This is a genomic window from Erwinia rhapontici, from assembly GCF_012271765.1.
GTDB classification, from domain to species: domain Bacteria; phylum Pseudomonadota; class Gammaproteobacteria; order Enterobacterales; family Enterobacteriaceae; genus Erwinia; species Erwinia rhapontici.
In genome coordinates this window covers 150,767-174,129 of sequence record NZ_VRKO01000004.1, presented here as the reverse complement: position 1 = coordinate 174,129, position 23,363 = coordinate 150,767, and the positions used below count along the sequence as shown (strand labels likewise).

Below are 23,363 nucleotides of genomic sequence, written 5' to 3'. Positions count from 1 at the left end.
AGGTCTGTTTTGTATGGGAACGTAGCAACGGAGTAAAGGTCTGGATTCAGGAGATGAACACTGTATAAATAAACATGCTAATATTAACACTTCATCACCCCCGGGAGACAGTGTGAACGACGCACAGGCAGGCTTTCTACTCACACGCCACTGGCGGGATACACCCGCTGGCAGTGAAATCACACTCTGGCTGGCGACGGATGCTGGCCCGCAGATGGTGGTGCTGCCGCCGCAGGAGTCCGTGGCGTTTATTCCAGCTGAACAGCAGGCAGCAGCCACGCGGCTGTTAGCGGGTGAGCGCGACTGGCGTTTTGCCCCGCTTGAGTTGAAAGATTTTCGCCAGCGTCCGGTGGTTGGCCTGTATTGCCGACAGCAACGCCAGCTACAAAAGCTGGATAAGCTGCTGCGTGAGAATGGCATCACGCTGTATGAAACAGATGTACGCCCGCCAGAGCGCTTCCTGATGGAGCGGTTTATCACTGCCCCGGTCTGGTTCAGCGGTCAGCCCTCCGGGGACCGACTGATACAAACCCGTCTGAAACCACACCCGGATTATCGCCCGCCGCTGAAATGGGTATCGCTGGACATCGAAACAACGCGTCACGGCGAGCTGTACTGCATAGGCCTGGAAGGGTGCGGCCAGCGGGATGTCTACATGCTTGGCCCGGAGAACGGCGATGCCAGCCACCTCGATTTTAATCTGGAATATGTCGCCAGCCGCCCGCTGCTGCTGGAAAAACTCAACGCCTGGTTTGCCCGTCATGACCCCGATGTGCTGATCGGCTGGAACGTAGTGCAGTTCGACCTGCGTGTGCTGCAAAAACATGCCGAACGCTACGGCATTCCACTGAATCTGGGGCGGGGTTACAGCCCGGCGCTGGAGTGGCGCGAGCACGGGTTTAAGCCGGGTGTTTTCTTCGCCCAGGCCAGCGGACGGCTGATTATTGACGGCATTGAAGCCCTGAAATCTGCCTTCTGGAACTTTGAATCCTTCAGCCTTGAAGCGGTTTCACGCGAACTGCTGGGGGAAGGGAAAGCCATCAATAATCCCTGGCAGCGTATGGAAGAGATTGATCAACGCTTTGCGGAAGATAAGCCCGCCCTGGCCCACTACAACCTGAAAGACTGCGAACTGGTGACGCGTATTTTCCAGCACACTGAACTGATGCCGTTCCTGCTGGAACGCGCATCGGTAAATGGCCTGGCCGTCGATCGCCACGGCGGTTCGGTGGCCGCATTTGGTCACCTCTACCTGCCGCGTATGCATCGTGCCGGTTTTGTGGCCCCAAATCTGGGGGATGTCGCGCCAGAGGCCAGCCCTGGTGGCTATGTGATGGACTCACAGCCCGGCCTGTATGACTCAGTGCTGGTGCTTGATTACAAAAGCCTGTATCCGTCGATTATCCGCACCTTTTTAATTGACCCGGTCGGGTTGGTTGAAGGCATGGCACAGCCGGATGAGGCCCATTCTGTCGCAGGCTATCGCGGTGCACGTTTTTCCCGCACCAACCACTGCCTGCCCGCCATTGTGAATCAGATCTGGCAGGGACGGGAAGAAGCCAAAAAGCAGGGCAATAAGCCGCTGTCGCAGGCGCTGAAAATCATTATGAATGCCTTTTATGGCGTACTGGGCACCAGCGCCTGTCGTTTCTTCGATCCGCGTCTTGCCTCCTCCATCACCATGCGCGGTCACGATATTATGCGTCAGACCCGGGAACTGATTGAAGCCGAGGGTTTTGATGTGATTTACGGCGATACCGACTCCACCTTCGTCTGGCTAAAATCGGCTCACGACGAAGCGCGCGCAGCGGAGATTGGCCGCCGTCTGGTGGACACCGTCAATCAATGGTGGCAACAGCATCTGCGCGCAGAATTCAACGTAGAAAGCGCACTGGAGTTGGAGTATGAAACCCACTTCAGCCGTTTTCTGATGCCAACCATCCGGGGTGCCGAACAAGGCAGCAAGAAGCGCTATGCGGGGCTGATACGCAGCGGTGAGAAGCCGCGTATGGTCTTTAAAGGATTAGAAACGGTGCGTACCGACTGGACGCCGCTGGCACAAAAATTTCAACAGGAGCTCTATCTGCGCATTTTTACCGGGCAACCCTATCAGGACTATATCCGGGAAACCGTGCGCCAGCTGCTGGAGGGGGAACTGGACGATCAGCTCACTTACAGTAAAAGGCTGCGTCGCCCGCTGGGTGAATACCAACGAAATGTGCCCCCGCACGTGCGTGCCGCACGTATCGCTGATGAACAAAACCAGAAGCTTGGCCGGCCACTGCTCTACCAGAAAGGCGGGAAAATCCGCTATGTGATGGCCACCTCTGGCCCGGAACCGCTGGAAGCGAGGATCACGCCACTGGACTACGATCACTATCTGACGCGCCAGTTACAACCGGTGGCCGAGGGTATCCTGCCGTTTATGCAGGATGACTTTGCTACACTGGTAACAGGACAGCTGGGGCTTTTTTGACAGGTGACGAATGGGCGACCTTCCAGTACCATAGCGCTCCTCCTAAGTATCAATCGTTCTGAATTCACCGCCAGGTACTTTTTTACCGGGCAGCAGTGCTATTGCCTGAAACAAACTAGACGAGAATCGAGCCGAATATTTATGCCTTTTACACTTGGTCAACGCTGGATAAGCGATACGGAAAGCGAACTGGGATTGGGAACTGTGGTTGCCGTAGATACACGTATGGTCACCCTGCTCTTTCCTGCCACGGGCGAAAACCGTCTCTACGCCAGAAATGATTCTCCCATCACTCGTGTGGTGTTCAATCCTGGCGACACCATTACCAGCCATGAAGGTTGGCAAATGGTCGTTGACGAGGTAAAAACCGACAATGCCGTTGTCAGCTATGTCGGAACCCGGCTTGATACCGAAGAAGCAAACGTCGTCCTGCGTGAGGTGATGCTCGACAGCAAACTGGTGTTTGGTAAACCACAGGATCGCCTGTTTGCCGGACAACTGGATCGTATGGACCGTTTCGCGCTGCGTTTTCGCGCGCGTAAATATCAGAGTGAGCAGTACCGCCTGGCCACCAGCGGCCTGCGCGGTATGCGTACCAGCCTGATCCCCCACCAGTTGCATATCGCTCACGATGTCGGCCGCCGTCATGCGCCGCGCGTGCTGCTGGCCGATGAAGTGGGCTTAGGGAAAACCATCGAAGCCGGGATGATCATCCACCAGCAACTGCTGGCGGGCCGCGCCGAACGTATTCTGATTGTTGTGCCAGAAACGTTGCAGCATCAGTGGCTGGTTGAGATGCTGCGTCGCTTCAACCTGCGCTTTGCCCTGTTTGATGATGACCGCTACGCCGAAGCCCAGCACGACAGCGACAACCCGTTTGAAACCGAGCAGATGATTATCTGTTCGCTCGACTTTGTCCGCCGCAATAAGCAGCGTCTGGAAAAACTGGCCGATGCCGAGTGGGACCTGATGGTTGTGGATGAAGCCCATCACCTCGTCTGGTCTGAAGAAGCACCAAGCCGTGAGTATCAGGTGATTGAGCAACTGGCCGAGCAGATCCCGGGCATCCTGCTGCTGACCGCTACCCCGGAACAGCTGGGGATGGAAAGCCACTTTGCGCGTCTGCGTCTGCTGGATCCCAATCGTTTCCACGACTTCGCACAGTTTGTTGAAGAGCAGAAGCACTTCCGTCCGATTGCTGATGCCGTCGCGATGCTGCTGGCCGACAAAACCATCGGTAACGATGAGCTGAATCTGCTCAATGATCTGATGGGTGAACAGGATATTGAGCCGCTGCTGCAAACCGCCAACAGCGACCGTGAAGGCAAGCTGGAAGCTCGTCAGGAGCTGATCAGCATGTTGATGGACCGCCACGGCACCAGCCGCGTGCTGTTCCGTAACACCCGTAACGGTGTGAAAGGCTTCCCGAAACGCGAACTGCATCAGATCCGTCTGCCACTGCCGACGCAGTATCAGACGGCAATCAAAGTCTCCGGCATTATGAGCGCCCGTAAATCAGCGGATGAGCGCGCACGCGATATGCTCTACCCGGAGCAGATTTATCAGGAATTTGAAGGCGACAGCGGCACCTGGTGGAACTTCGACCCGCGTGTAGAGTGGCTGATGGGCTTCCTGACCAGCAACCGCGACAAAAAAGTGCTGGTGATTTGCGCCAAGGCAGCCACCGCCCTGCAACTGGAGCAGGTACTGCGTGAGCGCGAAGGTATTCGTGCCGCCGTGTTCCACGAAGGTTTGTCGATCATCGAACGTGACCGCGCAGCGGCATGGTTTGCCTCGGAAGAAGATGGCGCTCAGGTGCTGCTGTGTTCGGAAATCGGTTCAGAAGGCCGTAACTTCCAGTTCGCCAGCCAGATGGTGATGTTCGACCTGCCCTTTAACCCGGACCTGCTGGAGCAGCGTATCGGCCGTCTTGACCGTATTGGTCAGGCACACGATATCCAGATCCACGTCCCTTATCTGGAAAAAACCGCGCAGTCGGTGCTGGTACAGTGGTATCACGAAGGGCTGGATGCGTTTGAGCATACCTGCCCGACCGGCCGTACCGTTTACGACAGCGTTTATGCGCCCCTGATTGAGTACCTTGCCGCGCCGGAAAATACCGAAGGGCTGGATGACTTTATCCATCAGTGCCGTAAACAGCATGATGCCCTGAAAATACAGCTGGAGCATGGCCGCGATCGCCTGCTGGAACTGAACTCCAACGGCGGCGAAAAAGCTCAGGCGCTGGCGAACCTGATCGCCGAACAGGATAACGATATTGAGCTGGTGAACTTCGCACTCAACCTGTTCGATATCGTGGGCATTAATCAGGAAGATCGCAGCGATAACCTGATTATCCTGACCCCAGGCGATCATATGCTGGTGCCAGACTTCCCTGGCCTGCCAGAAGATGGCTGTACTATCACCTTCGACCGTAATCAGGCGCTGTCACGTGAAGATGCCCAGTATGTCAGTTGGGAGCACCCGATCATCCGTAACGGTCTGGATCTGATCCTCTCCGGTGATACCGGCAGCTGCGCGATTTCACTGCTGAAAAACAAAGCGCTGCCGGTTGGTACCCTGCTGCTGGAGCTGATCTACGTGGTGGAAGCTCAGGCGCCGAAGCATCTGCAACTGACGCGCTTCCTGCCGCCTACGCCGGTGCGCATGCTGGTTGACCGCAAGGGCACCAATCTGGCCGCGAAGGTGGAATTCGAAAGCTTCAACCGTCAGCTTAACGCGGTCAACCGCCACACCGGCAGCAAGCTGGTCAATGCCGTACAGCAGGATGTCCATGAGATCATCAAACTGTCGGAAGATGAGGCGGCCGTCGAAGCCCGCAAGCTGATCGATGCAGCACGCGCAGAAGCGAATGAGAAACTGAGTGCCGAACTGTCACGTCTGCAAGCATTAAGCGCCGTCAACCCAAACATCCGCCAGGATGAAATGGATGCGCTGGAAAACAACCGTGAGCAGGTGCTGGCGAATCTGGACGAAGCGGGCTGGCGCCTGGACGCGCTGCGCCTGATCGTTGTCACACATCAGTAACGAGACAGGGCCGGCGCACGCCGGCCCTTACGAGAGAGTTATGGAACCCTACAACCCACCACAAGAACCCTGGCTGCATATTCTCTATCAGGATGACCACATCATGGTGGTGAATAAGCCCAGTGGACTCCTTTCCGTTCCCGGTCGTCTGGAAGAGCACAAAGACAGCGTAATGACGCGCGTACAGCGTGATTATCCAGCTGCGGAATCGGTCCATCGCCTGGATATGGCCACCAGCGGTGTGATTGTGGTGGCACTGACAAAAGCCGCCGAGCGTGAGCTGAAGCGGCAGTTCCGCGAACGTGAACCGCAGAAAACCTATGTGGCGCGCGTCTGGGGACATCCGCAGCCAGAAAAAGGGTTGGTCGATCTACCGTTAATTTGTGACTGGCCGAACCGGCCGAAGCAGAAAGTTTGTTTTGAAACCGGTAAGTCTGCACAAACGGAATATCAGGTGCTGGATTACGCCAGTGATAACAGTTCCCGCGTACAGTTAAAACCGATTACCGGGCGCTCGCACCAGCTACGCGTGCATATGCTGGCGCTTGGCCATCCGATCCTCGGTGATAACTTCTATGCGCACGACGAGGCAAAAGCGATGGCTCCTCGCCTGCAGCTGCACGCCGAGAGCCTGAGCATTACCCATCCACAGTTCGGTACGCCGATGACGTTCAGGCAACCGGCGGATTTCTGATTTATTGCCATTCATCTGCACGGGGCGGGCATGCCCGCCCCCTACAATGTGTGTTTCGTAGTGGCCGGGCATGCCCGGCCAGCCAGCCTGATAACTATTTAAACCCTTTCTCGCGTTTGATGAGATCGTACGCGCCCTGAATCTCCTGCGCTTTCTGCTTCGCCATCTCCATCATCTCTGGCGGTAAGCCTTTCGCCACCAGCTTATCCGGGTGATGCTCCCCCATCAGCTTGCGATAAGCGCGTTTGATGGTGGTGCCATCGTCAGTGCTTTTCACCCCCAGCACGCTACAGGCATCTTCCAGCGTGGGTCCACGCTGCGCCCCCGTAAATCCGCCCTGAGACGATCCACTATAGTGCGAACCACCGCCAAACTGCTGACCGCTCTCCATCATCCGTAAGAACTGATCGAACTGCGCGCGCGAAATGCCCAGCTCCTCGGCAATCACATACAGCACTTGGCGCTCATTGGGATGCAGTGAACCGTCGGCAAACGCAGCCTGAATCTGAATTTCCAGGAACATACGGATCAGATCGAAACGGCCAAAACAGGCGCTACGCAACTCACGCAGCTTGTCCCGCAGAGGATAATCGCCCTCCTTGCCTTCGCGGAAAGCCTGCTGCGCGGCAATACGGCCGTTACTGTCCAACTGCATACGATCCATCAGCAGCGATGCCATCTGAATGTCGGCATCCGTCACCCGGCCTTTTGACTTTGTCAGATGCCCCATCACTTGGAAGGTGGTGCGGAAAAACAGCGCCTGACGCGTCTGTTGATTCGCAAAATAGCCCTGCCGTGCCGGCGAACGTGCTTTATCTATCAGATGCCCGGCCACAAGGCCAAAAAGCACACCCCAGAAGCCCGCACCCGATAAGAAACCCAGCACAAGACCCAATACTTTTCCCCAATAGCGCATATACTCCTCAATTCGCCATGCTGAAGGCTAAAAATTGCATTATCATACCTGTCATTTCTCTCACAGCCTATTGGTACGCGGCCAGACAACCAGAAGTATACCTGTCATAAAAGATGCAGGGTATGACTAGCGCAATGCAGTTGAGTACGTTAGTCTCTGACCGTTTGTCGGCATGATGCCAGTGATTACGGAATTCTCGATACCGCGTATGAATAAAAGACTACCTACGTTGCTGGCCACCTTGATTGGTTCAGCACTCTACAGCCATCAAGGGCTGGCTGATGACCTCGCATCCCAATGTATGCTCGGGGTGCCCAGTTACGACCGTCCGCTGGTACAGGGAAAGGCAACCAACCAATTACCCGTAACGATTGATGCCGATAGTGCCAAAGGCAATTATCCCGATGATGCAGTCTTTACCGGTAATGTGGATATTCGTCAGGGCAATAGCCGTCTGCAATCCGACGAAGTTCAGTTGCATCAAAAAATGCTCAGTGGGCAGACAACGCCAACGCGTACCATCGATGCACTGGGTAATGTGCACTACGATGACAACCAGGTCATCCTGAAAGGTCCGAAAGCCTGGTCAAACCTGAATACCAAAGACACCAACGTGTGGAATGGTAACTACCAGATGGTAGGCCGCCAGGGGCGCGGTGATGCTGACCAGATGAAACTGCGTGATGATAACCGCTACACCATTCTGGAAAACGGCACGTTTACCTCCTGTCTGCCGGGTCAGAATAGCTGGAGCGTGGTCGGCTCTGAAATTATTCATGACCGCGATGAACAGCTGGCTGAAATCTGGAACGCCCGCTTCAAACTGGGCTCGGTGCCGATATTCTACAGCCCTTATTTACAGCTCCCGGTGGGCGATAAGCGCCGTTCCGGCTTCCTGATCCCGAATGCAAAATACGGCAGTAACAGCGGCTTCGAGTTTATGCTGCCGTACTACTGGAACATTGCACCGCAGGCCGATGCCACGCTGACACCGCACTATATCAGCCGCCGTGGCATGCAGTGGCAGAATGAATTCCGTTATCTGACTGGCGCAGGTACAGGTCTGGTGGAGTTCGACTATCTGAATTCAGACCGCGTCTATAACAGCGATCATCCGGATGATAAAGACGCCAATCGCTGGCTGTTCTACTGGCGTCATTCTGGCGTTTACGATCAGCACTGGCGGTTCAACGCCGATTACACCAAAGTCAGCGATCCTTACTATTTCACCGATCTCGACTCGGTGTATGGTTCAACCACTGATGGCTACGTTACGCAGAAGTTCAGCATTGGGTATGCGGAACAAAACTGGGATGCCACGCTGTCGACCAAACAGTTCCAAATTTTCTCCACCAACGCCAATAACGATGTGTATCGCGCCGAACCGCAGTTCGACTTCAATTATTACAGTAACGATATCGGACCGTTCGATACGCACGTCTATGCACAGGCAGTAAAATTCACTAACGTGAATGAGCGCTTGCCAGACGCCACGCGTCTGCATCTTGAACCGACCATTGACCTGCCGCTCTCCAACGGCTGGGGCAGCATCAATACCGAAGCCAAACTGCTGGCCACGCATTACGAGCAGAACGACGTTGATTATTACAACTCGCTCAGCACCAATAGCAATAATCAGCTGAAAGACTCGGTGAATCGCGTCATGCCGCAGTTTAAAGTCGACGGCAAGATGGTATTTGACCGGGATATGAACTGGTCACCGGGTTACACGCAGACGCTGGAACCGCGCGTGCAGTACCTCTACACGCCTTATCGTGATCAGAGCGATATCCGCGCTTACGACTCCACCCTGCTGCAAAGTGACTACACTGGCCTGTTCCGTGACCGGACCTACAGCGGCCTGGATCGCATCGCTTCAGCCAACCAGGTCACTACCGGTGTAACCTCGCGAATTTTTGATAACGATCTGGTTGAACGTTTTAATGCTTCCATTGGTCAAATCTACTCGTTCACCCCTGCTCGTACCGGGTTGAACAACACGGATGACGACGACCGCGGCAGCCTGGTGTGGGCTGGCGACACTTACTGGAAGGTGAGTGACAACTGGTCAGCGCGCGGTGGACTGCAATACGACACCCGCCTGAATAACGTTTCTCAGGGTAACGCCGTGCTGGAATGGCGTCGTGATGCTGACCGTATGGTGCAGTTGAACTACCGCTATACCAGCGAGGAGTATGTTCAGCAAACGCTGACCCAGTACAACAATGCGTTGTACCAGAAAGGGATTTCACAAGTGGGTGCAACAGCAAGCTGGCCTATCGCTGATGCATGGTCAGTGGTCGGTGCATGGTATTACGATACCAATGCAAACCAGGCGGCCGATCAACTGCTCGGTGTACAGTACAGCTCCTGTTGTTATGCACTCCGCCTGGGCTATGAACGTAAAATCACCAGTTGGGAAAACGACAGCAGTAAATATGACAATAAAATCTCGTTCAACATTGAACTGCGTGGCCTCAGCCCAAGCTATGGCTTAGGCACCGGTCAAATGCTGCGTCAGGGCATCCTGCCTTATCAACGCGCTTTCTGATGTTGTAATGTTTGGTATGCAAACCCGCAGTGCGGATAGAAGAATGGAAAAAGTATGAAGAACTGGAGAATGCTGATCCTCGGTGCAGCCCTGACAGCCAACACTGCGTTCGCAGCCCCGCAAGTTGTTGATAAAGTTGCCGCCATCGTGAATAACGGCGTAGTGTTAGAAAGTGACGTGGACGGCATGATGCAGTCCGTGAAAGGCCAGTCGCAGCAAGCCGGCCAGCAGTTACCGGATGATAAAACCCTGCGTCACCAGATCGTTGAACGTCTGGTGATGGATAATATCCTGCTACAGATGGCCAAACAGGCCGGAATTCAGGTGAGTGATGCGCAGCTGGATCAGGCGATTGGTAACATCGCCGCGCAGAACAAAATGAGTGTTGATCAGTTGCGTAGCCGTCTGGCGTACGATGGCATGAACTATGCCACCTACCGCGAGCAGATCCGCAAAGAGATGATCACCTCAGAAGTCCGTAACAACGAAGTGCGTCGTCGTGTCACGATCCTGCCTCAGGAAGTGGATCAGCTGGCAACGCAGATGGCATCGCAGAATGATGCTGGCACTGAGTTGAACCTCAGCCACATCCTGTTGCCACTGCCGGAAAACCCGACCCAGCAGCAGGTTGACGATCAGGAAAGCCTGGCAAAACAGCTGGCAGGTGAAGCCAAATCCGGTTCGGATTTCGGTAAACTGGCTATCACCTACTCTGCTGACCCACAGGCGCTGAAGGGCGGCAACATGGGGTGGGGCCGTATTCAGGAGCTGCCATCCCTGTTTGCTCAGGCGCTGGTGACAGCGAAAAAAGGCGATATCATTGGTCCGATCCGCTCCGGTGTGGGTTTCCATATTCTGAAAGTGAACGATATGCGCGGTGATAACCAGAGCATTTCAGTCACTGAAGTACATGCACGCCATATCTTGCTCAAACCATCCCCGATCATGACTGACGATCAGGCCCGTCAGAAGTTGCAAGAAGTGGCCGCTGAGATCAAAAGTGGCAAGCTGACCTTTGCCGACGCTGCTAAACAACTGTCGCAGGATCCGGGTTCAGCGAACCAGGGCGGCGATCTGGGTTGGAGCTCACCGGAAGTGTACGATCCTGCTTTCCGTGATGCCCTGCTGCGTCTGCAAAAAGGCCAGGTGAGCGGCCCGGTTCACTCTTCCTTCGGCTGGCATCTGATCCAGTTGCTGGATACCCGCAAGGTGGATAAAACTGATGCGGCGAAAAAAGAGCGTGCTTACCGCCTGCTGTTCAACCGTAAATTCTCGGAAGAAGCACAAACCTGGATGCAGGAACAACGTGCTGCTGCCTACGTGAAAATTCTGGATGCGAATGCTCAGTAATCAACGTGTGGTGATCACCCCCGGCGAACCCGCCGGGATTGGTCCCGATTTAATCGTTCAACTGGCACAGCTTGCCTGGCCGGTTGAACTGGTTGTCTGTGCTGACCCCGAGCTGCTGCGCACCCGCGCGGCAGCTTTGCATTTACCCCTGACCCTGCGCGAGTATCTACCGGGAAGCCCGGTGCAATCCCAGCAGGCAGGAACGCTCACCGTTCTGCCCGTGCCACTGGCCCAGCCAGCGGTTGCAGGCGAGCTTTGCGTGGATAATGGTCACTATGTACTGGCAACCCTTGCACGCGCCTGTGACGGCTGTCTGAGCGGCGAATTCGCCGCCCTGATCACCGGACCGGTGCACAAGGGTGTCATCAACGATGCCGGCATCCCGTTTAGCGGGCATACCGAGTTCTTCGCCGAGCGCGCTGACTGTGAGCGCGTGGTGATGATGCTGGCAACGGAGGAGCTGCGTGTTGCGCTGGCGACCACCCATTTGCCGCTGAAAGATGTGGCGGCCGCCATTACCCGCAACAGCCTGCATGAAGTGATCACCATCCTCCACGCCGACCTGCAAAGCAAGTTTGGTCTGGCTTCACCGCATATCTTTGTTTGCGGTCTGAACCCCCACGCAGGCGAAGGCGGCCATATGGGCCGTGAAGAGATCGATGTGATTATCCCGGCGCTGGATGAACTCCGCCAGCGCGGTATACAACTGACTGGACCTCTGCCAGCGGATACCCTGTTCCAGCCCAAATATCTGCAACATGCTGATGCGGTGCTGGCGATGTATCACGATCAGGGGCTTCCAGTGCTAAAATATCAGGGGTTTGGTCGGGCGGTGAATATCACCCTCGGTCTGCCATTTATCCGTACGTCTGTTGACCACGGCACAGCTCTCGAGCTGGCTGGAAGCGGCCAGGCTGATGCGGGCAGCTTTAAGACGGCGCTTAACCTCGCCATTACCATGATTAAGAGCAGTAATGAATAGTCGCGTTCACCAGGGCCACTTCGCCCGCAAACGTTTTGGACAGAACTTCCTTAACGATCCGTACATTATCGAAAGCATCGTCAATGCCATCCACCCACAAAAGGGCGAGGCGGTTGTCGAAATCGGCCCAGGCCTTGCTGCACTTACCGAGCCGGTAGGCGAGCGTCTGGACGCCATGACAGTGATTGAGATTGACCGCGATCTTGCCGCGCGTCTGCAAACTCATCCGTTCCTTGGCCCAAAACTGACCATTTTCCAGCAGGATGCGATGGCCTTTGACTTCGCCGCCTATGCGCAGGAAAAAGGTCAAAAGCTGCGTGTGTTCGGTAATCTGCCGTATAACATCTCCACTCCCCTGATGTTCCATCTGTTTAGCTATACCGGTGCCATTCAGGACATGCACTTTATGTTGCAAAAAGAAGTGGTTAACCGCCTGGTTGCCGGGCCTGGCAGCAAAGCCTACGGTCGTCTGACCGTCATGGCACAGTATTACTGCCAGGTGATCCCGGTGCTGGAAGTGCCACCCGAATCCTTTACCCCGGCACCGAAAGTCGACTCTGCCGTGGTGCGTCTGATGCCTTATGCACAGATCCCACACCCGGTTGACGACATTCGTGCCCTGAGCCGCATCACCACGGAAGCCTTCGGTAAACGCCGTAAAACCCTGCGCAACAGCCTCGGCCATCTTTTCTCTGCGGAAGCACTGGCAGAAATGGAGATTGACCCGACGTTGCGTGCAGAGAATATCAGCGTTGCACAATATTGCCGTATGGCGAACTGGTTGACTGCGCATCCTCAGCCGCAGGAGAACTGAGTATGAACGATACGCCCAAAGTCTGTGTTCAGGTACAAAGTGCCTATATTGCGTCACAGTCTGCACCTGAAGAAGAACGTTATGTGTTTGCTTACACCATCACGATACGTAATCTGGGGCGTATCCCGGCTCAGCTCATTGGCCGTTACTGGCTCATCACTAACGGTAACGGCCGTGAAACCGAAGTTCAGGGCGAAGGTGTGGTTGGCGAACAGCCGCACATCGAGCCTGGCGGCGAGTTTCAGTACACCAGCGGGGCCGTTCTTGAAACCCCGATGGGCACCATGCAGGGTCACTATCAGATGATCGATGCCAACGGCGAACCGTTCACCGTTGATATCCCGGTCTTCCGCCTGGCGATTGCCACCCATATTCACTAATCCGGCCTTTTTGCATGAGCACTTATTTAATCGGTGATGTCCACGGTTGCTACGAAGAATTGCGATCGCTTCTTAACCAGGTCGCCTTCGATCCTCAGGTTGATCAGCTCTGGCTGACCGGCGATCTGGTCGCGCGTGGGCCAGCTTCGCTTGAAGTTCTGCGTTATGTTCGTTACCTCGGGGACTGCGTAAAAATGGTGCTGGGCAATCATGACCTGCATCTGCTGGCGGTCTACGCCGGTATCAGTCGCAATAAACCTAAAGATCGCATTACACCGCTGCTGGAAGCCCCTGATGCTGACCTGCTGATCAACTGGCTACGCCGCCAGCCGCTGTTACAGGTTGATGAAGAAAAAAAGCTGGTGATGGCCCACGCCGGGATCACTCCGCAGTGGGATATCGAGACAGCGAAAAGCTGCGCGCGTGAAGTGGAATCGGTCCTCAGCAGCGATACGTATCCGCTGTTTCTGGATGCGATGTATGGCGATATGCCCAATAACTGGACACCGGAGCTCAGCGGTCTGGCGCGTTTACGCTTCAGTACCAATGCCCTGACGCGAATGCGTTACTGCTTTCCAAATGGTCAGCTGGATATGATCGCGAAAGAAGCCCCGGACAGCGCTCCCCCACCGCTAAAACCCTGGTTCACCATTCCCGGACCGGTATCGAATGATTACACCATTGCGTTTGGTCACTGGGCATCGCTGGAAGGAAAAGGAACGCCGGAAGGGATTCTCGCCCTGGATACCGGTTGTTGCTGGGGAGGAACATTGACAATGCTACGCTGGGAAGACAAGCGGGTGTTTGTGCAGGTATCGAACCGGAAAAGCGAAATATTGTAAAAGACACCGTTGTTCGGGTCGGGCATGCCCGACCCGTATTATTTTAACGACGGTCTAAAATCTCAAAGCAGAAACTGTGCGAGTTTTTCTCATCAGCATCATGGAACTCGCTGAAGGTTGACTGCCACTCATCCGGCTCGTAGTCCGGGAAATGCGTATCCCCTTCCACTTCGGCATCAATATGCGTCAGATACAAACGGTCAGCACGTGCCAGCATCTGCTCATAAATGCGCCCGCCGCCAATCACCATCAGCTCTTCCACATCACCTGCGGTTTTTAACGCCTCATCAATAGAAGTCACCCAGGTCACACCGTCGGCATCCCCTTTACGGCTGCTGATCACAATATTCAGGCGACCTGGCAACGGGCGTCCAATGGACTCCCAGGTACGGCGGCCCATGATCACGGGTTTATTCAGAGTATGCTTCTTAAACCATGCAAGGTCGGCCGGCAGATGCCATGGCATGGCATTTTCCATCCCAATCACACGGTCGGCCGCAAGGGCCGCAATCAGGCTAATCATCATATAAAACTCAGCAGGGGGGTAAAATTGGCGCCATCATACGGAAAGGCGAAACTTTCGTCGATAGCTAACCGGAGGATATTCAGTAAAGGTTTACAGGGTATCGGTTGCGTCACCTTCTGCCTGTTTTTCCCCCACATTAACCCCAGAGGCATGATAGAATTCTCGGCTCGTTCAGCTACAGACCTTCGTTATGTTAGAAACCAGTTTATTTGTCGCCACCATTGCGGCGCTCGGGATGCTTTCTCCCGGCCCTGATTTTTTCCTGATTATCAAAAATGCTGCCCGCTACCGCCGCAGCGCGGCCATGATGACCGCGATGGGCGTGAACTGCGCCGTTGCCACGCATATGGCTTACTGCGTTGCCGGGCTGGCCGTGGTGATCACCACCACACCGTGGCTGTTTATGCTGCTGAAATATGCCGGTGCCGGTTACCTGATTTATATCGGTATCCAGGCACTGCGTTCCCGTGGCAGCAGTAAAATGGATCTCAGTAACGTGGCCCCTGAGCACACCTCGCTGAAGAAAGCCTTTATGCAGGGTTATCTGTGCAACCTGCTGAACCCCAAAGCCACGCTGTTTTTCCTGTCGATCTTTACCCAGGTACTGAGCGTTAATTCCAGCGTGCATGAAAAGCTGTTGTATGCGGGCATTATCCTCGGCCTGTCGACGCTATGGTGGCCGCTATTAGTGGTGCTGATCCAGAGCGCCCCGGTGCGTCGTGGCCTGGCCAAAGCCCAGCGCATCGTTGACAAACTGCTGGGTGGCGTACTGATTGCACTGGGGATTAAAGTCGCGCTGTCGTAGGGGTCAGGCACGCCTGACCCGGTGCGGGCTATATATAGCCCGCACCTAAAGCCGCACCTGACTGTCCGCATCAAACAGCAGCACGCGATCCACATCGATCTTCATGCCCACCGTCTCCCCCGCCCGGCAATCCGAACGCAACGTGCTGTAGATCATCACCGGCTCACCGTACAGGGTTCCGTGGATCAGCTCGGATAGCCCTGTCGGTTCGATCAGCGACACCTGCAACGGCAACGCCCCTTCATCCGCCAGATCGCATAACGTGATATTTTCCGGGCGGATGCCGTACGTCACCGCCTTCCCCTGTGGCAGCAAGCCGCGATCGCTCAAGGGCAGCACCAGCGGTGCGCTAACCTCGACGCAAGGACCACGATCCCCGGCACGCACGGTACCGCTGATAAAGTTCATCGGCGGTGAACCGATAAAGCTGGCGACGAATTTATTCGCCGGTGTGTCATACAGCTCCAGCGGACTGCCTACCTGCTGGATCACACCGTGATTGAGCACCACAATGCGATCCGCCAGCGTCATGGCCTCGACCTGATCGTGGGTCACATAAACAATGGTATTATTCATCTGCTGATGCAGCTTTTTGATCTCCACGCGCATCTGACCGCGCAGCTGGGCATCAAGGTTCGACAGCGGCTCATCGAACAAAAAGACCTGCGGCTGCCGCACAATCGCCCGCCCCATCGCCACGCGCTGGCGCTGGCCACCGGATAACTCTTTTGGCCGCCGGTCGAGTAAATGCGTCAGGCTGAGGATCTCCGCCGCACGCTGCACCGCGGCCTCAATTTCTGCTTTGGGCCGCTTTTGCACTTCCAGGCTGAAGCCCATATTGCGCGCCACGGTCAGGTGCGGATAGAGCGCATAGCTCTGAAACACCATGGAAATATCACGATCTTTCGGTGCCACCTCATTCATCAGCCGCGTGCCAATACGGATGTCACCGCTGCTCGCCAGTTCCAGTCCGGCGATGGTACGCAGCAGCGTCGACTTCCCGCAGCCCGAAGGCCCCACCAGCACCACAAACTCACCATCGGCGATGGTCAGGTTAATATCACGCAGCACTTCAACATTGCCGTACTGCTTCTGGATTTGTCGCAGAGAAATTTGAGCCATCAGGATTATCCTTTTACTGCGCCAGCCGTCAGCCCCTGGATCAGGTAGCGCTGAATGAAGGCGAAAAACAGACACGCGGGGATCAGTGCCAGCACGGCGGCAGCCATCATATCTCCCCAGGAAACGGCGAATTTCGACACGAAGCTCAGCAATCCTACCGGGAAGGTCATCACATCGTTTTGGTTGATCAGCATCAGTGAGAACAGCAGCTCACTCCACGCGGCAGTGAACACAAATCCCAGCGTGGCGGCCATGCCCGGCAGTGTCAGTGGCACCAGTACGCGGTACAGCGCCTGAAAACGTGTGCAGCCTTCCAGCATGGCGGACTCTTCCAGATCTTTCGGGATTGCATCGAAAAATGACTGCATCAAAAAAGTGGCAAACGGCACGTTAAATGCGCTGTAGACCAGGATCAGGCCCAGCAGGCTGTTGGTCAGCCCGAGCGGTGCCATCACTTTGTAGATTGGGGCCAGGATCATCACCAGCGGGAACATCTGCGTAAACAGCAGCAGCGCCGCCATCACCGTTTTTCCACGGAAACCAAAGCGTGAAAACGCGTAGCCCGCAGCCGCTGCCACCACCGTCGACAAACCGGCGGTGCCAAACGACACAATCAGACTGTTGGTAAAAAAGGTCGGGAAATCGCTCTCCACCAGCACGCGTTTAAAATGGTCAAGAGTCAGCGCAGCCGGCCACATTGTCACCCCTTCGCTGAACAACAACGCGTCGGGCGTAAAGGCAATTTTAATCACCCAGTAGAGCGGGAACAGCGCAAACAGCAGGTAGAACAGGATACCGGCGCGGTGCCCAATCAAACGTAACAGTGCGTTCATCGACCTCTCCTTATTTCAACAACTGATGGCGAATACGCAGTAACACCAATGCATAACAGGTCATCAGTACCAGCAGGAACACCGCCATCGCTGAGGCGTAACCAAAGTCGAGCTTGCGGTAGGCAGTGGTAAAGATGTAGCTGGAGAGAATTGAGGTGGATCCCGCAGGGCCACCGTCGGTCATCACCACGATCAGGTCGGCAAAGTTGGCAATCCAGATGGTGCGCAGCATGACGGTAATCGCAATCATCGGCGCAAGAAATGGCAGCGTGACGCGCTTAAACTGCTGCCAGCCGCTGGCACCGTCCATGGATGCCGCCTCGTAGAGATCTTTTGGAATGGATTGCAACGCTGCCAGCAGGGTGATGGCAAAAAACGGAATACCAAACCAGACGTTAGCAATCACGGGGCCGTATAACGCGAGGGTGGGATCGGACAGGATGTTGTACGGTTCGCTGATCAGATGCAGATCCACCATCCAGTGCGGCAGAATACCGATCACCGGATTCAGCAACCATGACCACGTCAGACCGGAGAGAAACGCAGGCACCGCCCACGGCAGGAATACCAGTGCCTGTGCCCAGCGCCGTAACGGGAATTCGCGGTTTAGCAGCAGCGCCAACCCCAGACCAAGGAAGAATTGCAACGTCAGCGAGGTCAGCGTCCAGTTCACCGTATGGCCCAGCGCCTTAAAGAAACGTCGGTCATCGAACATAGTGCGGAAATTATCCAGACCGACCCAGCCACTGTCCATCGGGTTCAGCAGTTGGATATTCTGGAAGGCATACGAGATGCCAATCATCATCGGTACAAAAATAAACAGCCCTATCAACACCAGCGTTGGGGTGAGGTAAAGCCAGGGTTCCGCCAGCATACGCAGGCGCAAAAAGCGTGGCGCTCGATCGGCGGGTTCGGTGGTGGCGTCAAGCATCATAGGGCGTCTCCGGTATGAGGTTGGCGGGGGGCCGATCGTCTGTTCCGATCGGCCCGATCACCAGGTTATTGCGCAGCCAGCCAGGCTTTCTGCTCTTTTGTCAGATACTTCGCCCAGTCCTGAACCATCGATTCGGTATCGTTCTGGTCGAGTAATGTTTCCTGGCTGCTCTCTTTGACGATCACCGAGTTAAAGTAGCCCCAGCCTTTCAGATGGGTCGGCATGGTCAGCGGCACATATTTCGGGTCATTCAGTTCGGCGAACCAGCCTGCGAACTGCGGTGAATGGTAGTAAGGGTCGCTTTCTGCGCCTTTATAGATGGGCAGCGTACCGACGAACTTCGACCAGGTGAGGTTGTTCTCTTTGTTACTGAGGAACTGGATCAACTGCCAGGATTGATCCTTCTGTTTCGCCTGCTTAAACACCGACCAGCCGGTATAACCTATCGTCGGGAAGGCTTTACCCGATGGCCCTACCGGCATCGGTGCTACCGCGAAATCGTCCGCTGGCATGCTGTTTTTAATTGCGATCAGCGCATCCGGATCCTGGTCAAGCATCGCGCATTTACCCGAGTAGAACCCGGATACGATCTCGTTAAAGCCCCAGTTCACACTGTCTTTCGGTGCGCCGCCGCTTTTGTACAAATCCACCAGCGGCTGTGCGCCCTTCAGTGCACCAGGCTGGGTGAGCGTACTGTTACCCTGCTTATCGAAGAAGTCTGGAGAGCCGTTCATCGCTGCCATAAACATCATCCAGGCATTGGTGCCTCCAACGCCACCACGCATGCAGTAGCCGCTGATGCCATTACCCAGTGCGGTAATTTTCTTCGCGTCCGCGACGAACTCATCCATGGTTTTCGGTGCTTCGCTCAGCCCGGCCTGCTGGAACAGCTTCTTGTTCCAGAACATGGCGCGCAGATAGAAACCGTACGGCACCATCGTGGCTTTACCGTTGGCGGCACGCGCCATCGTCAGCGCTTTATCCGTCAGCTCTGGCGTGCTTTGCCAGCTTTTCAGGCGTGGCTCAAGATCCTCCAGCATATTGTTACTGGCATACAATCCCTGCCAGGTATCCGGCATCTCCACCACATCCGGCACCTGCCCGCTTTGCAGCATGGTGCCCAGTTTTTCAAACGCCTGGCCCCACGGCAGCGAGATCACTTCAATTTCCGTATCCGGATGCTGTTTTTTATACTCCGTCAGCATGGTTTGCAGCACGGCTGTCCGCGCCGGGCTGGTGATCACTTCCACCAGCGTCAGCTTAGTGGCGGCGATACTGCCGAAGGCGGTGGTCATTCCCAGGGTCAATACCACGCTTTTGAATAATGCAGAGCGCAAAGGATGTTGCATCATACTGTCCTCTTGTCGGGTGAAGTTAGCGGGCAGCAGCGATCGCCTGCTGCAAGTCGAGCCACAGGTCATCGGTCTCTTCCAGGCCGATAGAAATACGGACAACGCGCGGAGACACGCCAAAATCGCGCGCTGAGTTAAACTCTCCGGCCTGATTCAGCACCGAAATAGCCGGCATCACCAGGCTCTCGAAGCCGCCCCAACTGACGCCCATATGGAAAAGATTCAGGGCATTACAGAAACGCGGGATATCCACCGAGTCATCGAGTTCGAAGGAGAACAGGCCGCTGTAACCACTCAGTGTTGAGAAGGGCTGCGGGTCCAGCCCTGGGTGATAAACCCGGATGACCTGTGGATGATCCCGCAGTTGCTGCGCAATCGTCAGGGCGCTGTGATGGTGCTGGCGCATACGCAGTGGCAACGTGCGCAGGCCGCGGATCAGCAGCCAGGCTTCGTTGGCAGAGAGCTTACCGCCGAGGAAAGGGCTGACGCCGCGGGTAATGGCCATGATGTGCTCACGGCTGGCAATCACCAGCCCGGCCACCACATCGCTGTGGCCACTGATATATTTCGAGGCAGAATGCACCACAATATCCACGCCCAGGGTCAGCGGTTTTTGGAACAGCGGCGATGCCCAACTGTTATCAATCATCGTGGTCACGCCATAACGTTTGGCCAGAGCGACCAGCGCACGCAGATCCTGCTCACCCATCACCCAGCTGCTCGGGCTTTCAAGATAGAGCAGCGTTGCCCCCGGCAGCGCGGCTTCTACCGCCGCGAGAGAATCACCGTCTACAAACTCGCTGTTGATGTTAAAACGCTGGCAGAAGCCACGTAGAAAGCGGTAGGTATCCGGATAAACGTGGTTGATACACACCACTTTATCGCCCGGTGACACCACGCTGAGAATGGCGTTGCTGATGGCCGCCATCCCGCTACTGAAGGCCAGACAGGCTTCCCCCTGTTCCAGCAAGGCCACTTTGTCCTGCAACGCTTTGACCGTTGGGTTGTCCACGCGTGAATAGAGCGGCTGGTCACTGTCACCGCGAAAACGGGCGATCATGCTGTCGTAGTCGCTGAAGCTGAACAACGACGACTGGTAAATCGGTGGCGATACCGCGCCTTTATCATGGCGGACATCGTGCGTTAGCTGGGTCTGGTCTTTATATTTTTCTGGCTGCATGGATCACGTCCTTCATGTCACGTTCGGTGATATCGAGAATTAAATGGCTGACGCGCCTCGCCTCAATGGCATCACGGCGTGCAATGGCTTCGAACAGCGTGCGGTGCAGCGGAAAGGAGTCGCTGAACAGTGCCTGTTCGGGGGGAGATTCGAAGAACGCGTGCAGGGTGTCGTATAAACCGACCACCATATGTAGCAGTAACGGGTTATGGGCGGCCTGATAGATGCTGGCGTGAAACGCCCAGTCTTCGGCCCCGGCAGAACCTATGGACAGATGTACCCGCTCCATCTCCACCAGCCGCTGTTCTATCAGCAGCAGGTCTTCACGGCTGGCGCGGATCGCCGCCAGGCCACAGGATTCGGCCTCGATGATGCGTCGCACCTCCAGCGCATGCAGCATGTTCTGTGAGTCGTTCTTAAAGCGCAGGGAGAGGAAACTGTCATTGCTGGTGACTTCGGCATGCAGGAAGGTGCCGCTGCCTTTGCGGCGCACAATAATGCCCAGTGCCTCCCAGCGTTTCAGCGCTTCACGTACCGTGTTACGGCTCACCCCCAGTTGCTCTGCCAGTACACGCTCTGGCGGCAAACGTTCACCAATCTGAGTCCCGGACTGCGCCACATAGCGCGTCAACGCGTCCAGCACCAACACATCGCTGTGCTGTACCGCAATCGGCGACAAACTGGCGTTTAATGATGACATCCTGCCCCCTGATAAATTGGCCCAACAACTCAACCTCTTTCAGGTAACGCAATTTTGATGCCAAAAAATCAAGCTATTGATTCAAATGATTTTAACTGAGAAATAAGCAAATCTTCTGAGCGTTAACAGTGCAGATTTGCGAGGCGTTGCGCAGGGAATGAGCAAGTCATGGGACATATCAGCAGGAAGGAGGCAAAATCATCAGGTTCAAAAAACAAACAAAATTCACTTGAACTAACTCATTATTGGGGATAGTTTAAGCCCATCAGGAGATACAGCAGTGGATGCTATCTTTATTGAACTTCCGCCTTTCGCACGTCACCGTGTCGATTATTTTTCTGACGATGCATTTCGCAGTTTGCAGAATCTGTTAATGCTCTGTCCCACCTGCGGTGATGTTATCCAGCACACCGGAGGGCTGCGTAAACTCAGAGTAGGCGATGCCCATCGCCATAAGGGAAAACGCGGAGGTTCACGGGTGATTTATTACTGGTGGCAGGAACAGGCACACTTTCTGCTGTTCACTGTTTACAGCAAAGGAGAGGCAAGCGATCTCTCCCCGGCACAGCGCGACAGCTTACGTTCGCTGCTGGCAAACCTGACTAAAGGAGGGTGATTTTATGGAAAAACGCGATCTTTACCATGAACTGGTCGAGGGGTTTACCGCGCTGGCTGAACATCACCAGGGCAAGAAAACGCTGAAGACGCATCGCCTGGCGGCAAAAGCTGAGGTGGTACTTGCCCCGGAGGAATTGCGCACTATCCGTGAAAACTTACAGCTTTCTCAGGCGGTCTTCGCACAGTACTTACAGACCGGATTAACCACCTATCAGAACTGGGAGCAGGGGCGGGCAAAGCCGAATAAACAGGCCATTTTGCTGATCCGCTTAATTGAAAATGAGTCTACTACGCTGGAAATACTGGCAAAACTGGCTTAAGAAAAGTGTAACCGGAAAAGAATCTCTCAAAGGGCGACCGTAAAAAAGGTCGCCCACTACGGGGGGCTATTCGTTTAAAGCGCGCTGCCTTTCAGACGCTTGAATTCATCTTTGGCTTTTTGCAGCTGGCTGACAAAGGTCGGTTCAGCGTGCAGACGTGCCACAATCGCCGAGGCCACCACGCGAGCCGCGGTGACGTCACTCTGCCAGTGATAACCGCAAATCACCCGGCTCTGGCCCATCTCATAGCCACGTTGCAGAATTTGCCCCTGGCGGTCGGTATTGATCTCAGCCAGCACCAGCGCAGTGGCCCAGCCAATGGTGGTGTGGCCTGAAGGATAGGAGCCATTGGTTGAGAGCTTGCCTTCGTCATCGGAACGGCAGGTGGCTTCATGATAGAAAGCAAAAGGACGGATGCGCATGTAGTGTTGCTTGGCGCTGCGTGTGGCCAGGTCGCCCGCATCTTCGCGCATTTTCTTCACCAGTCGATACTGTTCCGGCGTTTTCTCCAGCGTAATTTCCATGCCGTAAGCCTCGGAGAATGCCTCTGCTACGCCATCGCCCTCAACGTTAGCATCTTTCCAGGCCTGCTTGCCTCTTGGCGTGTCACGCAGCATTTTACCCACGTCATACTGGGTTTTATCATTCAAAAACTCGATGCTGTCCATCGCCGGAGGGGGTGGCAGCAACGCCAGGCTGTCGATGGACTGTGATTCTTTCAGAAAGTAAACGTCAGGTTGCGTGGTGACATCTTTGGCCGCATACGCAGATTGAGCCATTACCGCTCCAACCAGCATCGCCAGAACAATTCTTTTCATGGTTAATTTCCCTATAATCATTGGTGTAAAAAGTGGCTGTTTTTCAATACATAATGTAAAACCCAGCGCCAGTCATCCTAACGAACCCTGACAATGCTGCAA

The 23,363-nt window shown here is 55.2% G+C and carries 21 protein-coding genes; 12 read left to right on the top strand and 9 right to left on the bottom strand.

Features of this window, described 5'->3' with window-relative positions; all coding sequences use genetic code 11:
• Positions 1-112 precede the first annotated feature (112 nt).
• The 3 genes from polB to rluA all read left to right on the top strand — a co-directional run bounded on the left by polB (position 113) and on the right by rluA (position 6,218).
• Positions 113-2,476 carry a DNA polymerase II gene (polB, locus tag FVB43_RS02815; protein WP_133842324.1) on the top strand — a complete coding sequence of 788 codons (2,364 nt, stop codon included), beginning with the start codon at positions 113-115 and terminating at the stop codon, positions 2,474-2,476.
• A gap of 141 nt (positions 2,477-2,617) precedes the next feature.
• Positions 2,618-5,524, top strand: coding sequence for an RNA polymerase-associated protein RapA (rapA, locus tag FVB43_RS02810; RefSeq protein ID WP_167863360.1), 2,907 nt, complete (start codon positions 2,618-2,620; stop codon positions 5,522-5,524).
• A 40-nt stretch (positions 5,525-5,564) separates the two neighbouring features.
• Complete coding sequence (gene rluA, locus FVB43_RS02805; protein ID WP_159336881.1) at positions 5,565-6,218, top strand: bifunctional tRNA pseudouridine(32) synthase/23S rRNA pseudouridine(746) synthase RluA; 654 nt, start codon at positions 5,565-5,567, stop codon at positions 6,216-6,218.
• Positions 6,219-6,312: 94 nt separating this feature from the next.
• Here the strand turns inward: rluA and djlA are convergent, their stop codons facing one another.
• On the bottom strand, positions 6,313-7,134 hold the full coding sequence (gene djlA / locus FVB43_RS02800) for a co-chaperone DjlA (RefSeq protein WP_133842327.1): 822 nt from the start codon (positions 7,132-7,134) through the stop codon (positions 6,313-6,315).
• Positions 7,135-7,306: 172 nt separating this feature from the next.
• On the opposite strand from djlA, the gene lptD reads away from it, so the two are divergent.
• The 6 genes from lptD to apaH are packed head-to-tail and all read left to right on the top strand — an operon-like array spanning position 7,307 to position 14,053.
• The gene (gene lptD / locus FVB43_RS02795) at positions 7,307-9,685 is read left to right on the top strand and encodes an LPS assembly protein LptD (protein ID WP_167863359.1); all 2,379 of its coding nucleotides are present in this window, start codon (positions 7,307-7,309) and stop codon (positions 9,683-9,685) included.
• Positions 9,686-9,739: 54 nt separating this feature from the next.
• On the top strand, positions 9,740-11,035 hold the full coding sequence (gene surA / locus FVB43_RS02790) for a peptidylprolyl isomerase SurA (RefSeq protein ID WP_133842329.1): 1,296 nt from the start codon (positions 9,740-9,742) through the stop codon (positions 11,033-11,035).
• A complete protein-coding gene (gene pdxA / locus FVB43_RS02785; protein WP_167863358.1) occupies positions 11,025-12,017 on the top strand; it encodes a 4-hydroxythreonine-4-phosphate dehydrogenase PdxA in 993 nt (330 codons plus the stop codon). Before surA ends, pdxA begins: the two co-directional genes overlap by 11 nt.
• Entirely contained in the window at positions 12,010-12,831 is an 822-nt protein-coding gene (gene rsmA, locus FVB43_RS02780; RefSeq protein ID WP_133842331.1) for a 16S rRNA (adenine(1518)-N(6)/adenine(1519)-N(6))-dimethyltransferase RsmA, read from the top strand. The genes pdxA and rsmA overlap by 8 nt, the downstream gene beginning before the upstream one ends.
• A 2-nt stretch (positions 12,832-12,833) precedes the next feature.
• The gene (gene apaG, locus FVB43_RS02775) at positions 12,834-13,211 is read left to right on the top strand and encodes a Co2+/Mg2+ efflux protein ApaG (protein WP_133842332.1); all 378 of its coding nucleotides are present in this window, start codon (positions 12,834-12,836) and stop codon (positions 13,209-13,211) included.
• A 14-nt stretch (positions 13,212-13,225) separates the two neighbouring features.
• On the top strand, positions 13,226-14,053 hold the full coding sequence (gene apaH / locus FVB43_RS02770; RefSeq protein WP_133842333.1) for a bis(5'-nucleosyl)-tetraphosphatase (symmetrical) ApaH: 828 nt from the start codon (positions 13,226-13,228) through the stop codon (positions 14,051-14,053).
• Between the two features lie 43 nt (positions 14,054-14,096).
• Here the strand turns inward: apaH and folA are convergent, their stop codons facing one another.
• A complete protein-coding gene (gene folA, locus FVB43_RS02765; protein ID WP_171149235.1) occupies positions 14,097-14,579 on the bottom strand; it encodes a type 3 dihydrofolate reductase in 483 nt (160 codons plus the stop codon).
• A gap of 190 nt (positions 14,580-14,769) precedes the next feature.
• On the opposite strand from folA, the gene FVB43_RS02760 reads away from it, so the two are divergent.
• Positions 14,770-15,384: a LysE family translocator gene (locus FVB43_RS02760; protein WP_167863357.1), complete on the top strand. Its 615-nt coding sequence runs from the start codon at positions 14,770-14,772 to the stop codon at positions 15,382-15,384.
• 45 nt (positions 15,385-15,429) lie between these two features.
• On the opposite strand, the gene FVB43_RS02755 is transcribed toward FVB43_RS02760, so the two are convergent.
• From FVB43_RS02755 to FVB43_RS02730, 6 genes are all read right to left on the bottom strand, one after another.
• Positions 15,430-16,506 (bottom strand): ABC transporter ATP-binding protein, encoded by a 1,077-nt coding sequence (locus FVB43_RS02755; RefSeq protein WP_133842335.1) that lies wholly within the window; start codon positions 16,504-16,506, stop codon positions 15,430-15,432.
• A gap of 5 nt (positions 16,507-16,511) precedes the next feature.
• Complete coding sequence (locus FVB43_RS02750) at positions 16,512-17,339, bottom strand: carbohydrate ABC transporter permease (protein WP_133842336.1); 828 nt, start codon at positions 17,337-17,339, stop codon at positions 16,512-16,514.
• 10 nt (positions 17,340-17,349) lie between these two features.
• Positions 17,350-18,273 (bottom strand): carbohydrate ABC transporter permease, encoded by a 924-nt coding sequence (locus tag FVB43_RS02745; protein WP_133842337.1) that lies wholly within the window; start codon positions 18,271-18,273, stop codon positions 17,350-17,352.
• Positions 18,274-18,338: 65 nt separating this feature from the next.
• A complete protein-coding gene (locus FVB43_RS02740; RefSeq protein ID WP_242462102.1) occupies positions 18,339-19,625 on the bottom strand; it encodes an ABC transporter substrate-binding protein in 1,287 nt (428 codons plus the stop codon).
• Positions 19,626-19,647: 22 nt separating this feature from the next.
• Positions 19,648-20,805, bottom strand: a complete 1,158-nt coding sequence (locus tag FVB43_RS02735) for a PLP-dependent transferase (RefSeq protein WP_159336877.1) — start codon at positions 20,803-20,805, stop codon at positions 19,648-19,650.
• The gene (locus FVB43_RS02730) at positions 20,786-21,505 is read right to left on the bottom strand and encodes a FadR/GntR family transcriptional regulator (protein WP_167863356.1); all 720 of its coding nucleotides are present in this window, start codon (positions 21,503-21,505) and stop codon (positions 20,786-20,788) included. Before FVB43_RS02730 ends, FVB43_RS02735 begins: the two co-directional genes overlap by 20 nt.
• A 280-nt stretch (positions 21,506-21,785) precedes the next feature.
• Here FVB43_RS02730 and FVB43_RS02725 point away from each other — a divergent pair, with 280 nt between their 5' ends.
• Together FVB43_RS02725 and FVB43_RS02720 are read left to right on the top strand one after the other, a co-directional pair.
• Positions 21,786-22,121, top strand: a complete 336-nt coding sequence (locus FVB43_RS02725; RefSeq protein WP_133842340.1) for a type II toxin-antitoxin system RelE/ParE family toxin — start codon at positions 21,786-21,788, stop codon at positions 22,119-22,121.
• A 4-nt stretch (positions 22,122-22,125) separates the two neighbouring features.
• A complete protein-coding gene (locus FVB43_RS02720) occupies positions 22,126-22,443 on the top strand; it encodes a helix-turn-helix domain-containing protein (protein WP_159336876.1) in 318 nt (105 codons plus the stop codon).
• 74 nt (positions 22,444-22,517) lie between these two features.
• Here FVB43_RS02720 and FVB43_RS02715 read toward each other — a convergent pair whose 3' ends face one another.
• Positions 22,518-23,261 carry an acid phosphatase gene (locus FVB43_RS02715; protein WP_133842342.1) on the bottom strand — a complete coding sequence of 248 codons (744 nt, stop codon included), beginning with the start codon at positions 23,259-23,261 and terminating at the stop codon, positions 22,518-22,520.
• Between the last annotated feature and the right edge of the window lie 102 nt (positions 23,262-23,363).

Bases quoted from the DNA above. Each gene is read 5' to 3' on its own strand.
- rapA (WP_167863360.1), top strand. From the start codon at position 2,618: ATGCCTTTTACACTTGGTCAACGCTGGATAAGCGATACGGAAAGCGAA.
- rluA (WP_159336881.1), top strand. From the start codon at position 5,565: ATGGAACCCTACAACCCACCACAAGAACCCTGGCTGCATATTCTCTAT.
- djlA (WP_133842327.1), bottom strand. From the start codon at position 7,134: ATGCGCTATTGGGGAAAAGTATTGGGTCTTGTGCTGGGTTTCTTATCG.
- lptD (WP_167863359.1), top strand. From the start codon at position 7,307: ATGATGCCAGTGATTACGGAATTCTCGATACCGCGTATGAATAAAAGA.
- surA (WP_133842329.1), top strand. From the start codon at position 9,740: ATGAAGAACTGGAGAATGCTGATCCTCGGTGCAGCCCTGACAGCCAAC.
- pdxA (WP_167863358.1), top strand. From the start codon at position 11,025: ATGCTCAGTAATCAACGTGTGGTGATCACCCCCGGCGAACCCGCCGGG.
- rsmA (WP_133842331.1), top strand. From the start codon at position 12,010: ATGAATAGTCGCGTTCACCAGGGCCACTTCGCCCGCAAACGTTTTGGA.
- apaG (WP_133842332.1), top strand. From the start codon at position 12,834: ATGAACGATACGCCCAAAGTCTGTGTTCAGGTACAAAGTGCCTATATT.
- apaH (WP_133842333.1), top strand. From the start codon at position 13,226: ATGAGCACTTATTTAATCGGTGATGTCCACGGTTGCTACGAAGAATTG.
- folA (WP_171149235.1), bottom strand. From the start codon at position 14,579: ATGATGATTAGCCTGATTGCGGCCCTTGCGGCCGACCGTGTGATTGGG.
- FVB43_RS02760 (WP_167863357.1), top strand. From the start codon at position 14,770: ATGTTAGAAACCAGTTTATTTGTCGCCACCATTGCGGCGCTCGGGATG.
- FVB43_RS02755 (WP_133842335.1), bottom strand. From the start codon at position 16,506: ATGGCTCAAATTTCTCTGCGACAAATCCAGAAGCAGTACGGCAATGTT.
- FVB43_RS02750 (WP_133842336.1), bottom strand. From the start codon at position 17,339: ATGAACGCACTGTTACGTTTGATTGGGCACCGCGCCGGTATCCTGTTC.
- FVB43_RS02745 (WP_133842337.1), bottom strand. From the start codon at position 18,273: ATGATGCTTGACGCCACCACCGAACCCGCCGATCGAGCGCCACGCTTT.
- FVB43_RS02740 (WP_242462102.1), bottom strand. From the start codon at position 19,625: ATGATGCAACATCCTTTGCGCTCTGCATTATTCAAAAGCGTGGTATTG.
- FVB43_RS02735 (WP_159336877.1), bottom strand. From the start codon at position 20,805: ATGCAGCCAGAAAAATATAAAGACCAGACCCAGCTAACGCACGATGTC.
- FVB43_RS02730 (WP_167863356.1), bottom strand. From the start codon at position 21,505: ATGTCATCATTAAACGCCAGTTTGTCGCCGATTGCGGTACAGCACAGC.
- FVB43_RS02720 (WP_159336876.1), top strand. From the start codon at position 22,126: ATGGAAAAACGCGATCTTTACCATGAACTGGTCGAGGGGTTTACCGCG.
- FVB43_RS02715 (WP_133842342.1), bottom strand. From the start codon at position 23,261: ATGAAAAGAATTGTTCTGGCGATGCTGGTTGGAGCGGTAATGGCTCAA.